The sequence below is a fragment of the Treponema endosymbiont of Eucomonympha sp. genome (assembly GCF_001028545.1).
Genome location: NZ_BBPW01000017.1, coordinates 1 through 12,453 on the forward strand (window position 1 = coordinate 1; position 12,453 = coordinate 12,453).

Consider the following 12,453-nt stretch of genomic DNA (forward strand, 5'->3'; position numbering starts at 1 on the left):
GCTACCCTGACGCCGCAATCGAAGCGATGCTCGGCGCGAAGATTCCGGACGGAATGCGCCTGTACCCGTCGTACAAAATGGTGGATACCTGCGCGGGCGAGTTCAGCGCGGAAACGCCGTACTTCTACGCAACCTACGACGCGGAAAACGAGGCGGCAGCGTTTCTGGCAAAACGGGCGTAAACAGACCGTCATTTCGGCGCGCGCTTGCGAAGCACTGCAAGGACGTAAATCCGGCGCAAAACGGTCGCTCCAGCGCACAACCGCAGGGCGGTATAAAGCCGCCAAACGGTATTGCATGCGCGGGGCAATAGGGCGGCATAAGGCGGCGCGCGCCGTTGACACAGGCAAGCCTCTATGCAATAGTATGAAAATCCCTGCGGCAGAGCCGGAAGGAGGTGACACAATAATGGCACAGATACTAGTTGAGGAAAACGAAAGCCTTGAGCGGGCAATCAGGCGTTTTAAGCGAATGGTTGAACGGGAAGGGATTATCCGCGAGTGCAAACGCCGCGAACACTATGAAAAGCCTTCTACTATCAGAAACCGCAAAAACAAGGCAATGCAGCGCAAGCTGATAAAAAAAGTAGTAGGGCGGCGTCATGCGCTCCGCGAGCGGGACCGCGGATCAAGAGAACGCCCCGGCAGCTATCCGCCGCCAAGATAAAGGCGGCTTTGTTTCCGCCGCCGAATACAAAGCGGGGCTGTTGCCCAACAGCCCCGCTTTTTTGTGTCTGTCCGCGCATGCGGTTTGTTCTTGAGGAGGATATATGGTACAGACTTTGCAGAAGAATCCGGCGTGGAAGGGACGGCGCGGTCCGCTCCTTCTGGTGATTATGGACGGCGTCGGGTACGGCGCATACCCCGAAGGGGACGCGGTGCGGGTGGCGCGAATGGCGCACTTCGGCGCAATTACGGCGCGCTCGGCGTACACGAAGCTCAAGGCTCACGGTCAGGCGGTCGGTTTGCCTTCCGACGACGATATGGGCAACAGCGAAGTCGGGCATAACGCAATGGGCTGCGGGCGCGTGTTTGCGCAAGGGGCAAAGCTCGTGTCCGCGTCTATTGCAAGCGGCGCGCTGTTCGCGGGAGACACGTGGCAGAAGCTCGCCGCCAGCGCGAAGGCGGCGGACGGCGCCCTGCATTTTATCGGGCTGCTTTCCGACGGCAACGTGCATTCGCACCTCGACCACCTCAAGGCGATGATTGCGCGGGCGCTCAAAGACGGTGTCGGGAAAATCCGCGTGCACGCCCTGCTCGACGGGCGGGACGTGGGCGAGACGAGCGCGCTCGACTACGTGCTGCCGTTCGAAGCTTTTCTCGCGGACTGCAACAAGACGGGCGCGGACTGCCGAATCGCGTCAGGGGGCGGGCGCATGTATCTCACTATGGACCGGTACGGCGCGGACTGGTCCATGGTGGAGCGCGGCTGGCAAACCCACGCGCTCGGCGAGGGGCGGGCGTTCGCGTCGGCGCGGGAAGCTATCGAGACCTACCGCGCGGAAATCCCCGGCGTCATAGACCAGGACCTGAAAGAGTTCGTGATAACTGAGCAGGGCAAACCCGTCGGCACAATCAACGACGGCGACAGCGTCATCTTCTTCAACTTCCGCGGCGACCGCGCCCTCGAAATAACGAGCGCGTTTGAAACCCCCGACGGCGAATTCAACAAGTTCGACCGGAAGCGTCTGCCCAAAATAGAATACGCCGGCATTATGGAGTACGACGGCGACCTGCATATCCCCGCGCAGTACCTCGTCAGCCCGCCCGCAATAGACCGGACGCTCGGCGAATACCTCGCCGCGTCGGGGGTTCGGACGCTCGCCCTCAGCGAGACGCAGAAATACGGGCACGTTACGTATTTTTTCAACGGCAACAGACTGGGCAAGTTCGACGAGAAGCTGGAGGACTACGCGGAAATCAAGAGCGACGTGGTGCCGTTCGAGCAGCGCCCGTGGATGAAGTGCGCCGAAATCACCGACGCCGCCGGCGGCGCTGTCGGGAGCGGCGCGTATGACTTTATACGGATCAACTTTCCGAACGGCGATATGGTGGGGCATACGGGTGTGTTCAACGCCGTCGTCTGCTCTCTGGAAGCGCTCGACCTGCAGCTCGGCCGGCTGCGGAAGGCAATAGACGAGGCGGGCGGAATCATGCTCCTGACCGCCGACCACGGCAACGCCGACGATATGTACGAGCACGACAAAAAAACCGGCGGCGTGTCCCTGAAGGCTGACGGCAGCCCGAAGGCGAAGACCAGCCACTCGCTCAACCCCGTGCCGTGCGTCATCTATGACCCGGAATGGAAGGGCGAATACGGGAAGCGCCTGAACGAGGGGCTGGGAATCAGCTCGCTCGCGGCGACGTGCGCGTGCCTGCTGGGGTTTGTCCCGCCCGTGGATTACGACAAAAGCCTTATCGACGTGAAGGCGGAGCCGCTCTGACCTATGGGTGAAGGCATCGCGGCAAAGCCTTCGCGCCGAGCCTCCTGAAGAAACCGCCGAACGCGGCAAAAATCGAAAGACAGCAAATCAAACAGCGCGGGCTTAAACGCCCGCTCTTTAAGGACAGAGCAAATGAAAAGCAAGACGGCAGCGGCGCTGGCGGTCGGTGCCGCATTTTTTGCGGGCGCGTGCATAGGAATCGGGTGCAACGCCAGCATAGACCGGGACATTCCGATACCGAAATCCGTAAACACCGGCGGCGTTATATCGGCGGCGGGGAGAGGCAATTTAGGGGGTGTTTACCGGCTGACCGGTCCGAAAGGAATCGTGGACAGCTATTTCCTCGATACGGGAGGCGACGGGCAGTTCTTTACGCCTGAAAACGCCGGAAAAGACGTTATGGTACAGGTTTGGAACTGGTTCAGAAAAGACAACGATACCATTCGCAACGCGCTAGAACGGGCAGGCATTCCAATACGCGACTTCTACAATACCAGCGATTTTGACTTTTGCTATCTGAAGTTCAGCCTCAAAGACGTAATCAAAATCGAAAAGAGAGACAACAGACCGGCGGGCATCTGACGGGCGGGATTACCGAACGGGAGAGAAAGAGAGCGGGCTTTGCCCGCTCTCTTTCTCGTCTCATAGGGGAAGCGGTTTTGCCGCTTCCCCTATGACGGCATAGTGGCAAAATCTGGCGGTGTTCAGGCAAGACCTTACCTGCTCACAGGTAAGGTCTGACTGCTCACAGGTAAAAGCTGGCGGGACACAGGCAGAGGTTGTCCTGTGTGCGGAAAAATTCGCCGTACAGGGGGTGTCCCTTTTCCGCAAATATGCTATATATACGGAACACAAATAACAGTCGGCAGACAGTAAGCGTAAAGGAACATTTTATGAAGAATACTTTTATTGCAATGATTAGAACAGCGGCGCTGATACTGGCGACGGGGGTGCAATTTATCCGGCAAAGATACGGACGACACACCTTCTGCGCCGACCGGCGAATTGGAAACGGTATACGATTATGAAACGTTTGCCAACATTGCAGACTTAAAAACCTATCTTGACGGGCAGTCAGACGGAACCGCTATAGGTACGCCTCTTGCAGTAAGGCTGTCCGGCGTCAATTTATCAGAACAGGAAACAAACATAGAGAGTTTGTTTGCCGCACTTGACGCCTCGGATAAATACATCGCCCTTGATTTAAGCGCGTGTAAAGGGATGACTGCGTGGACGAGGTACGACAAAGGCGCAGACAAAATCGTGTCTCTCATATTGCCGGATACGGTTACGGAGGCGGAGCCTAGGCAGTGTGGACTGGAAGGTAGAGGAATAAACACCTGACATGAATGGCGGCGATGAAGGAAGCGGCAAGCTTTGCGCAGCGCGTGGCAATTCCCCGCCGGCGTTTGAGGGCGCGGAAGACATTTTCAATGACGTGCCGCGCCCGGTATAGTTCATGACTGTACGCTCTTTGCTCTTTCCGGCTTTTAACCGGAGGGATGACTGCTGTTATATCCGCTTCCTTAAGCATATCGAGCAGTTCGTTCGTGTCATATGCTTTGTCCGCAAGGAACGCTTCCGCTTCCAAATCCTCCATAAGGAGAGGCGCTTGGCTGCAGTCCGCGACAGTACCGCTTGCCGGTATCCCGTACTCGTCAACTGCCAAGTGCAATTTGCTGTTCAGCCCCCTTTTGTGCGGTAATATCCTGAGTGCCGCCTTGTGCCCCGCATGCGTCCGCGTGTGCCTTGATATACGTCGAATCTATCATACGGATATCCCCGGCAGGCTCGCCTGTTGCGGCGTCCGCCCGGCGTTTTCCATATTCCCTTATCCCGCCAGCGGCAAAACCGCTTGTGTATGCTGTTCCAGTTTCCGAATTCTGGCGGTATATCCCTCCACGGAGCGCCTGTGCGCGTCTGCCACGCTACCGCGTTGATAAACAAACGGTTGTCTTTCGCCACTCCCCCGCGTTTCCCTGCCTGTCCGGGCAGCAGTTCTTTTATCCGTTCCCACGCCTCGTCGCTTATATCATGCCGGTGAATGCCTTCATTTTCTTTCATGCTTCCCATTTTACCTCTTTCCCCTTATCCAGTCCACACTGCCTAGAGAGACCTACTCTTATTATTGTCGCGGTGCGTTCGGCTTTTTTACTTCGCTTAAAACGTTCAAAGCGTCCGGTGTACAAACAGTCGGAGAAAGCGCTTTCGTTTCGGTTATACACGATGAAACAACGGGGGATAACCTCTACATGGCTATGCTTAAATCAGCAGACCTGCCTGCGGATGTAACTATCGGGGCAGGGGCGTTTTACGGTTGCGATGCGCTTAGGTCGTTAAGCTTGCCTCCGGTTACAGTTATTGGAAATACTGCATTCAGAGGGTGTACCGCACTTGAATCACTCGCATTTGGAACGGAGATATCGACGCTTGACGGCGAAGACGTGTTTCTTCATGTCAGAAGAGATAAAGGGTTCCCCATTTATGTGCCCACGACTCAGGCGAAAACCGCATTGGAAGCAAAAATAGCCAGTGGTAACGACGACTGGCGCGGCTGGCACTCTACACAAATATTGGCGACGGCAAATTTAAGGGAGTAGCGGTAAAATGATAGGGGCGGCATAGAGGAAAGCGGCAAATGGCATTGTGCCAAGCGGTACTGTCGCGGACTGCAGCCAAGCGCCTCTCTTTATGGAGGATTTGGAAGCGGAAGCGTTCCTTGCGGACAAAGCGTATGACACGAACGAACTGCTCGACATGCTTAAGGAAACAGGTATAGCAACAGTTATCCCTCCGGTTAAAAATCGGAGAGAGCAAAGAGCGCACAGCCGTGAACTGGAACGGCATGTCATTGAAAATGTCTTCCGCGCCCTCAAGCACCGACGGGAAATCGCTACGTGCTATGCAAAGCACACCGCTTTCTTCATTAGTTTCTCTTCTAAGGTCTGATACCCCGCTGCAAGCAGCGGGGTATCTTTATTCCCGCCATTCATGTCAGGTGTTTGCTCCTCTGTCTTCAAGTCCACGTTACCGCAGAAATGCTACTGAGCCGCTTTCACCGCCGCAATTACGTGCGCTACGAGGCAGGCGTTGGTTACCGCGCCGACACCGCCGGGCACCGGACTGATTCCCGCCACGACAGGCTCGGCTTCGTCGAACTTCACGTCGCCGCAGGTGCCCTTCTCGCCGTTCGGTTTCGGATTCACGCCGACGTCTATCACGTACTGACCGGCACGGAAATATTCCTTGCCGACGCTCAGCGCCCTGCCCATAGCCACAACCACAATGTCGGCAGCTTTTACCGTCTCCGCCAAATTCTGTGTCTTTGAGTGGCAAATCGTTACCGTGCCGTTCTTTTTCAACAGCAACAGCGACACCGGCTTGCCGATGACCGTGCTGCGCCCCAAAACCGCCACCCTCTTGCCCGCGGGGTCGATTTTGTAGTGGTCGAGAATCCGTATCACCGACTCCGCCGTGCAGGGCGGATACCCCGCGCCGCTGTCCGAGTAGATTCCCGCCATAGAGCCATCGGTGATTCCGTCCACGTCCTTTGCGGGGTTGAGCGCCGCGCGGGCGGCGTTATCGTCGATATGTTTGGGCAGCGGGCGGAAAAGCAACACGCCGTGCACCTTTCTGTCGGCGTTCGCTTCCGCAATTGTCTTGAGCAGTGCCTCTTGTGTCGCGTCTTCCGGCAGCACATAGTTTTTCACCGCCGCACCGACTTCCTCACACCGTTTGGTCGCACCCTTTTCGTAAGAAATGTCTGGTCCCTTCTCGCCGACCCGAATAATGCCTAGCGTCGGGGTAAGGCCTTTTGCCTTGAGCGCGACAACGTCCGCCTTCATCCGCTCGGTCAGCGCTTCCGCTACCGCTTTCCCGCTCAACAATTCTGCCACATCTTGCTCCTTCGCGGCTTATGCCCGCAATTGCTCGGCGACGCTTTTGAATGTCTTGTCGGCGCGCGCGGAATATTCCGCCAACAGACTGATAGCTTCCGCGTTAATTTTATCCGCATACGCGCGGTCTGTCATAGCTTTCGTGTTTATAAACACGTTGAGGCTCGCCCCTTGCAACGCCGCTTTGCAGAAGGCGACACCAACTCCCGCGTCACTCAGCGCGAGGCGGCTCCCCTTCGCCCCGAATTCTTCGCAGCAAGCGATTCCCTCGCAGCACTTCCGCATGATTTCAAACGGTGCCGCGCAGGCATTCTTTAGGCATTTTTCCATGACCTCTGCTTTTTCCGCTTTTTCGGCGTCGGTTCCGCTCGGAAGCCCGTATGCCTTGGCGAGCGGTTCGAAATCCTCCGCGTCTTTATCTATCAGCGTGAGTAACTCGATTTGCAGTTTGTCTGCCGTGCGCTGCAGCCGGACAATGTCCGCCTCGACGTCGGCATATTTTTTCTTGCCTGCGGTCAGGCTGCCGACCATATTCCCCAGCGCCGTTCCCACCGCGCCGACGAGCGCGGAAGCCCCGCCGCCGCCCGGCACCGGCGATTTGCCCGCCAGCGCCGCGATAAAGTCTCCGCAGGTTTTTTCAGCCAGTTTCACCTCGTATCTCCTTTGGGGCAGGGAACCCCGTTTTCCACAGAGAGTTCGCGTTGCACCCCAAACCGCAGCCGATCACCACCACTCTATCCTCCAAATATATGTTTTTGTCTTTATGCTGGACTTTTCAAAATCCCCGATCGTTCAGTGCAAGTTGAACGGTCGAATCTTCCGATTCGGCTTATTTTACCACGGAAACAGAACGAAAGTCAATTTCATATCAAGATATGGGTTCAATCCTAGGTAGCGTGGACAAAAGGTAGAGGAACAAACACCTGATGCGAATGTCGGCGATGAAGGAAGCGGTGAGCTTTGCGTAGCGCGTAGCGATTCCCCGCCGGTGCTTGAGGGCACCGAAGACGATTTCATTCATACCTTCCATTTTACCTCTTTTCCTCTATCCCGTCCACGCTACCTAGACAGTGCAGATGAATAAAGAAAAAGGAGGATGCATAAAAAAACGAAGGCGTTCACCGGCACGAACAGGAGACGGATTTTTGCTCAAGCGGACAAGAGACTCCCGCACGGACAGGTTGCTGACAAAGCGGGCAAAAAAGTATATAGTGCGCCGCGAGGAGTATGTGGTGGATTATATGCAGCGGCTTATCGAACGCTACCCGCAATTGAGCGGGATTCAGGGCGATATTGAGCAGGCGTACCGGCTGCTCGCCGCTTCGTTTGAGTCCGGCGGAAAGCTGCTCGTCGCCGGAAACGGCGGCAGCGCCGCGGACGCCGACCATATAGCGGGCGAGCTTATGAAGGGCTTCGTCAAAAAACGCCGCGTTACTGGCGGCTTTGCGGCAAAACTCCGCAGCGTCGACGCGGAAAGCGGCGCGTATCTCGCGGCGAAATTGCAGCAGGGCTTGCCCGCCGTCAGCCTTGCCGCGCACACCGCATTTGTTACCGCCACACTGAACGACAACGGCGGCGATTTGATATACGCGCAGGGCGTGTGCGCTTTGGGAACGAGCAGCGACGCCTTTATGGGTATTTCCACGTCGGGCAATTCGGCGAACGTCGTCTATGCCGTGCTCACGGCGAAGGCGAAAGGGCTTAAAACCGTCGCGCTCACCGGTGGCTCCGGCGGGAAAATCGCGCGGCTCGCCGACTGTGCGCTCGTCGTGCCGGAGACCGAAACGTACCTGATACAGGAGCTGCACCTTCCCGTATATCACGCGCTGTGCCTGATGCTCGAGGAGCGCTTTTTCGCATGAATCCCCTTAAAACGGTGCTCATGGCGGGCGGCAAAGGCACCCGCATCGCCTCCGTCGCCCCCGGCGTTCCCAAGCCGATGATTCGGCTGTGCGGCAAGCCGATTCTGGAACACCAGCTCGACTGCCTCAAACGGAACGGACTCACCGACATTATCATTGTAACGGGGCATTTGGGGCAGGCGATACAAGAGTATTTCGGCGACGGGATCGGCTTCGGCTGCAACATATCCTATTACGCCGAAACAGAGCCGCTCGGAACGGCTGGCGCGCTCTACCGGTTCCGCGACGCGCTGACCGACGACTTTCTATTGATCCACGGGGATATCATCTTTGACCTTGATTTTTCGCGCTTCGCCGCGTTTCACCGCGAGCGCGGAGCGCAAGCGACGCTCGCCGCGCACCCGAACAGCCATCCCTACGACAGCGCGCTTTTAATCACCGACGCGGAATGCCGCGTTACGGGCTGGCTCAGCAAGGAAGAACCCCGCAAATGGTATAAGAATCAGGTGAACGCGGGGCTGCATATACTGTCAAAACGGCTGCTTGCCCTGTCGGATTCGGGCGGACGTTTGGATTTAGACCGCGACGTTTTGAAACCGAACATAGCGCGCGGCGGGATTTACGCCTATAGCACGCCCGAATATATCAAGGATATGGGCACGCCGGAGCGCTACGCGGAGGTTGCCACAGATATTGCGTCGGGCGCGGTGGCGGCGCGGAACCTGTCGCGCAAACAAAAGGCGGTGTTCCTAGACCGCGACGGCACTATCAATAAGCCGAACGGCTTTATCCGCACGCCGAATGAATTTGAATTGCTCGACGGGGCGGCGGACGCGCTCCGCGCCATAAATCAGGCGGGGTATCTCGCTATCGTCGCAACCAACCAGCCCGTCATTGCGCGCGGCGAGGCGTCGCTCGAAGACCTCGTCGCCGTTCACCGCAAAATGGAGGCGGAACTCGGCAGGGCGGGCGCATATCTCGACGACATTTTCTTCTGCCCGCACCACCCCGACAAAGGATTCGCCGGAGAGCGCCCGGAATACAAGCTTGCCTGCGAGTGCCGGAAACCAAAACCCGGTCTGCTGCTGCAAGCGGCTGAAAAATACAATATCGACCTGTCGCAGTCCTATATGGTCGGGGACGAGCCGACGGACGCGCAGGCGGGAATCGCGGCAGGGTGCAAGGCGGCGTTCGGGAGTCTGGCGGAGTTTGTGGAATACGGCAGACAGCATTTATTTTGCGGGAGTGCGGCGAATTATGTTTGACGCCCCTGCGCCTCAAACCGACGGCGAACTAATACTCGCCGTTGTCGTTCCGTGCTATTAACGAAGAAGAAACGCTGCCGGAAACAGCGAAGCGCTTATCCGCTAAACTGAAACAGCGCTGTCGCTGTCATTTCAAGAAAATCGAAAATAGTCTTTCCGTTCAGGGCGATAGCCGGCTGGGGAAACGAAAATCTCTGCGTGGCGGCATTGTTTCTCCTTATCTCCTATTTTGTCCCGAAACGGCATAAAAAAGAACCGCTTGCGCTTTTTGAAGTATTCGGTGCGGCAGGGCTTTTAATCGGTTTTGCGCTCCTGCTGTCCCGCCAACGGAAAACTTCGACGCGGTCGCCCTGCCATACGCAGCGGCAGGGTTCGCGGTATTTTTCGCAATGGCGGCAAGCCCGGAGTTTCCGACGCGCGCGTCGTTCACCGGTGTGGTATTTCTGTGCGCCGCCTTGCTTTCTTTGGTGCGGCGGCTGGAAGTGCAGGGACAGATTAAGCAAAACTTCCCCGCGCTCTATGCATTCGCGCTCGGCGCTTTTTTGTTTTCGTTCGCGTGCGCGACGAAAGACATTCGGGAGATACACGTAAAATGGAAACAGCGGGCTGAATATATTTTAGCGCAAAAAGAAAAGGGGGTGCTGGACGTAGAGGTACGCGAGCCGATTCCGACGTCGGTTTTGCTGGGGAACAAATACGCGGCGCGCGGCAACGATATCACTACCGACCCCGGCAAGTGGCCGAATAATTCTATCGCCGCCTATTTCGGCATACGCTCAATATGCGGCGTCGAAATCTGGTAAGCCGCGCCGAAATGGCATATCGACGCACGGTGCGCCCGCTTATCACACATGCGCACAAAACCGAAGGGCGGATACGAGTCGCTTTCGGCGAAGCCGGACGTAAAGAAACAGGCGTTCCCCTTGCGAGGGAAGCCCTGAGTTTTCTGAAAAAATTCGACAGAGAGGCAAAATCTGCCGGTGTACCGAAATAACCTGCCAAAACAAGGCAAAAACACGTCCATAGCGGGCGCGAAACTGCCCTGTTTTGATTTATAATCGCCCCTTTTTGCTTCATAATCGAACAAGCATGAGTTGAAACCGGACGGTTTTGAAACGCGCCTGCCCAAACCCGCCCCGCGACCGGGCAATTTTAAGACGCGGCTGGGCAGACCTGAAATGCGGCTGGGCAATTATAAAACGCGGACGGACAGACCTGAAGCGCGGACGGGCAATTTTGAAATACGGACGGACAGCCCCGCTTCGTCTTTATGTCGAGTTCTTTCAAGGAACTCGAACGTTCCCGTAAAGGGAACGCAATATGCCCCGCGTCCGGAGTTCCCCGAATGCGGAACGGCTGGGTGTGCCGCGAACCTGTGGCGCGCGGCATACGGCAAAGCCGCGTTTGGGCATAAAAAAGGCGGCGGGAACCGCGCCCGCCGTTAAAAACACCGTAAACTTTTTACGTTATGCGGCATTGGGGCTAAAAAGGTTGGAAATATAAAATAAAGCCTATTAACATACATAAAAAAAATATAATATACTTAAAATACGGCGTTCATTTTAGGAGGTTTATTATGGAAAATACATTGTATTTATTAACAGGCGCGGCAGGGTTTTTGGGAAGCAATGTTTCCCGCAGTCTTATAGCGCAAAACAAAAAAGTGCGAACCCTTGTTTTGAAGGGCGACCCAATGAAAAAACATGTTCCAAAAGAGGCGGAAATTGTTGACGGCGACCTTTTGGATACCAATTCACTTGAAGTGTTTTTTTCTGTGCCCGAGAATACAGAAATAATTGTTCTGCATTGCGCAAGCATGGTAACGGTATCACCTGATTTAACACCGAAACTTAAGGCGATAAATGTTGAAGGAACCAGAAACATCATAAACAAATGCGTTGAGCACAAGGTAAAAAATTGGTGTATGTCAGCTCAACAGGCGCAATACCTGAACTGCCGAAAGGACAGGCTATAACAGAGCCTAAATCTTTTGATCCTGACCTTGTTGTCGGCGGATATTCAAAAACAAAAGCAGAGGCAACACAACTTGTTCTTGACGCAATAGCTGCAAAAAAAATCAACGCGTCAATTGTGTATCCTAGCGGAATTTGCGGACCAAACGACTATGGAAACGGATACTTCACTAATTTTATAATCGACTTTGTCAGCGGCAAACTTTCTGCCGGATTTCCCGGTAGTTTTAACTCGGTTGACGTCCGAGACCTTGCAGAAGGGGTAATTGCTTGTATCGAAAAAGGGGGCAACGGCGAAGGCTACATTTTAAGTAACAGCAAAGTTTATATGGCAGACCTGTTTCATTTGATAGCAAAATATACAGGCGCAAAAGACGTTAAAACAATTGTTCCGTTACCCGTCATAAAAGTAATTGCCTTTTTTGGTTCGCTTGCAACAAAGTTTTCAAAGAAACCTATTTTGATTACCACATTTGCCATATACAACCTTATCCGCAATAATGATTTTTCTTGTGAAAAAGCCAAACGCGTCTTAGGTTTTAATCCGCGGCCCTACGAAGAAACAATCAGAGATATGGTTTTATGGTTGAAAAACGACGGGCGAATATGATCGAATAAACGGAATATATACCAGCCTATCCGTGTATTTTTTTGCCACGGACGGCAAAAAACAGCGCATAATACACGGTTTGCGTATCGCGGTAGCCGAAAAACCCATAGATAAAATCCTCTCTGCCTTTACTTATACGCCGCGAGTTTGCCGCACGCCGCACTTCATCCGGCGCGGCGCTTCGCCTTGACAACTCCCGCGCGACAGGGTAGCATGTTACCTGTGCACTGGCGCATAAATCCTCCGTCCGGCGGGTTTATGCGTTTTTTGTGCGGCGGTTCACTGGGGAGGCATGCGTGGAAACAAAGCAGAACTATATCGGCGGAAAGTGGACGGCGGCGCTTTCGGGCAAGACGCGGGGCGTCGTCAACCCTGCGACGGGCGAGACGCTCGCGCTTAATAGA

16 protein-coding genes and 3 pseudogenes are annotated in these 12,453 nt (G+C 55.2%); 15 read left to right on the top strand and 4 right to left on the bottom strand.

Going from position 1 to position 12,453, the window contains the following annotated elements:
- The 6 genes from AWU74_RS01670 to AWU74_RS01690 all read left to right on the top strand — a co-directional run.
- On the top strand, positions 1–182 hold a 182-nt coding region (locus AWU74_RS01670), incomplete at its 5' end, for a hypothetical protein (protein WP_162504656.1).
- 226 nt (positions 183–408) lie between these two features.
- Positions 409–666 carry a 30S ribosomal protein S21 gene (gene rpsU, locus AWU74_RS09895; protein ID WP_086046082.1) on the top strand — a complete coding sequence of 86 codons (258 nt, stop codon included), beginning with the start codon at positions 409–411 and terminating at the stop codon, positions 664–666.
- A gap of 103 nt (positions 667–769) precedes the next feature.
- Complete coding sequence (gpmI, locus tag AWU74_RS01680; RefSeq protein ID WP_059370102.1) at positions 770–2,443, top strand: 2,3-bisphosphoglycerate-independent phosphoglycerate mutase; 1,674 nt, start codon at positions 770–772, stop codon at positions 2,441–2,443.
- 132 nt (positions 2,444–2,575) lie between these two features.
- Positions 2,576–3,025, top strand: a complete 450-nt coding sequence (locus AWU74_RS01685; protein ID WP_062326975.1) for a hypothetical protein — start codon at positions 2,576–2,578, stop codon at positions 3,023–3,025.
- A gap of 311 nt (positions 3,026–3,336) precedes the next feature.
- Positions 3,337–3,471 carry a hypothetical protein gene (locus tag AWU74_RS13120; protein WP_306698442.1) on the top strand — a complete coding sequence of 45 codons (135 nt, stop codon included), beginning with the start codon at positions 3,337–3,339 and terminating at the stop codon, positions 3,469–3,471.
- Positions 3,449–3,787: a hypothetical protein gene (locus AWU74_RS01690; RefSeq protein WP_059369728.1), complete on the top strand. Its 339-nt coding sequence runs from the start codon at positions 3,449–3,451 to the stop codon at positions 3,785–3,787. Before AWU74_RS13120 ends, AWU74_RS01690 begins: the two co-directional genes overlap by 23 nt.
- Here the strand turns inward: AWU74_RS01690 and AWU74_RS09900 are convergent.
- Positions 3,747–4,507: pseudogene (locus AWU74_RS09900) on the bottom strand (IS5 family transposase). The gene AWU74_RS01690 and the pseudogene AWU74_RS09900 overlap by 41 nt on opposite strands.
- Before the next feature lie 188 nt (positions 4,508–4,695).
- On the opposite strand from AWU74_RS09900, the gene AWU74_RS01700 reads away from it, so the two are divergent.
- Both AWU74_RS01700 and AWU74_RS01705 read left to right on the top strand, forming a co-directional pair.
- Positions 4,696–5,043, top strand: coding sequence for a leucine-rich repeat protein (locus tag AWU74_RS01700; protein WP_062326979.1), 348 nt, complete (start codon positions 4,696–4,698; stop codon positions 5,041–5,043).
- 46 nt (positions 5,044–5,089) lie between these two features.
- Positions 5,090–5,392, top strand: coding sequence for a transposase (locus AWU74_RS01705; protein WP_162504657.1), 303 nt, complete (start codon positions 5,090–5,092; stop codon positions 5,390–5,392).
- 92 nt (positions 5,393–5,484) lie between these two features.
- Here the strand turns inward: AWU74_RS01705 and AWU74_RS01710 are convergent, their stop codons facing one another.
- From AWU74_RS01710 to AWU74_RS11385, 3 genes are all read right to left on the bottom strand, one after another.
- A complete protein-coding gene (locus AWU74_RS01710; protein ID WP_062326983.1) occupies positions 5,485–6,339 on the bottom strand; it encodes a bifunctional 5,10-methylenetetrahydrofolate dehydrogenase/5,10-methenyltetrahydrofolate cyclohydrolase in 855 nt (284 codons plus the stop codon).
- 18 nt (positions 6,340–6,357) lie between these two features.
- Positions 6,358–6,990, bottom strand: coding sequence for a cyclodeaminase/cyclohydrolase family protein (locus AWU74_RS01715; RefSeq protein ID WP_062326992.1), 633 nt, complete (start codon positions 6,988–6,990; stop codon positions 6,358–6,360).
- Positions 6,991–7,207: 217 nt separating this feature from the next.
- Positions 7,208–7,360: a hypothetical protein gene (locus AWU74_RS11385; protein ID WP_162481811.1), complete on the bottom strand. Its 153-nt coding sequence runs from the start codon at positions 7,358–7,360 to the stop codon at positions 7,208–7,210.
- Positions 7,361–7,568: 208 nt separating this feature from the next.
- On the opposite strand from AWU74_RS11385, the gene AWU74_RS01720 reads away from it, so the two are divergent.
- From AWU74_RS01720 to AWU74_RS01750, 7 genes and pseudogenes are all read left to right on the top strand, one after another.
- The gene (locus AWU74_RS01720) at positions 7,569–8,201 is read left to right on the top strand and encodes a D-sedoheptulose-7-phosphate isomerase (protein ID WP_202966367.1); all 633 of its coding nucleotides are present in this window, start codon (positions 7,569–7,571) and stop codon (positions 8,199–8,201) included.
- Positions 8,198–9,466 carry an HAD-IIIA family hydrolase gene (locus AWU74_RS01725; protein WP_062326993.1) on the top strand — a complete coding sequence of 423 codons (1,269 nt, stop codon included), beginning with the start codon at positions 8,198–8,200 and terminating at the stop codon, positions 9,464–9,466. Before AWU74_RS01720 ends, AWU74_RS01725 begins: the two co-directional genes overlap by 4 nt.
- A gap of 147 nt (positions 9,467–9,613) precedes the next feature.
- Positions 9,614–9,772 (top strand): annotated as a pseudogene (locus AWU74_RS13310) (DUF6056 family protein); the annotation flags it as partial.
- Positions 9,773–9,816: 44 nt separating this feature from the next.
- The gene (locus AWU74_RS01735; protein WP_306700905.1) at positions 9,817–10,269 is read left to right on the top strand and encodes a DUF6056 family protein; all 453 of its coding nucleotides are present in this window, start codon (positions 9,817–9,819) and stop codon (positions 10,267–10,269) included.
- 11 nt (positions 10,270–10,280) lie between these two features.
- The gene (locus tag AWU74_RS01740; RefSeq protein ID WP_062326999.1) at positions 10,281–10,460 is read left to right on the top strand and encodes a hypothetical protein; all 180 of its coding nucleotides are present in this window, start codon (positions 10,281–10,283) and stop codon (positions 10,458–10,460) included.
- 100 nt (positions 10,461–10,560) lie between these two features.
- Positions 10,561–10,911: a hypothetical protein gene (locus AWU74_RS01745; RefSeq protein WP_062327001.1), complete on the top strand. Its 351-nt coding sequence runs from the start codon at positions 10,561–10,563 to the stop codon at positions 10,909–10,911.
- Positions 10,912–11,042: 131 nt separating this feature from the next.
- Positions 11,043–12,049 (top strand): annotated as a pseudogene (locus tag AWU74_RS01750) (NAD-dependent epimerase/dehydratase family protein).
- Positions 12,050–12,453 lie beyond the last annotated feature (404 nt).

Coding starts and splice junctions, on each gene's coding strand:
- rpsU (WP_086046082.1), top strand. CDS start 409: ATGGCACAGATACTAGTTGAGGAAAACGAAAGCCTTGAGCGGGCAATC.
- gpmI (WP_059370102.1), top strand. CDS start 770: ATGGTACAGACTTTGCAGAAGAATCCGGCGTGGAAGGGACGGCGCGGT.
- AWU74_RS01685 (WP_062326975.1), top strand. CDS start 2,576: ATGAAAAGCAAGACGGCAGCGGCGCTGGCGGTCGGTGCCGCATTTTTT.
- AWU74_RS13120 (WP_306698442.1), top strand. CDS start 3,337: ATGAAGAATACTTTTATTGCAATGATTAGAACAGCGGCGCTGATACTG.
- AWU74_RS01700 (WP_062326979.1), top strand. CDS start 4,696: ATGGCTATGCTTAAATCAGCAGACCTGCCTGCGGATGTAACTATCGGG.
- AWU74_RS11385 (WP_162481811.1), bottom strand. CDS start 7,360: ATGAATGAAATCGTCTTCGGTGCCCTCAAGCACCGGCGGGGAATCGCT.
- AWU74_RS01725 (WP_062326993.1), top strand. CDS start 8,198: ATGAATCCCCTTAAAACGGTGCTCATGGCGGGCGGCAAAGGCACCCGC.
- AWU74_RS01740 (WP_062326999.1), top strand. CDS start 10,281: ATGGCATATCGACGCACGGTGCGCCCGCTTATCACACATGCGCACAAA.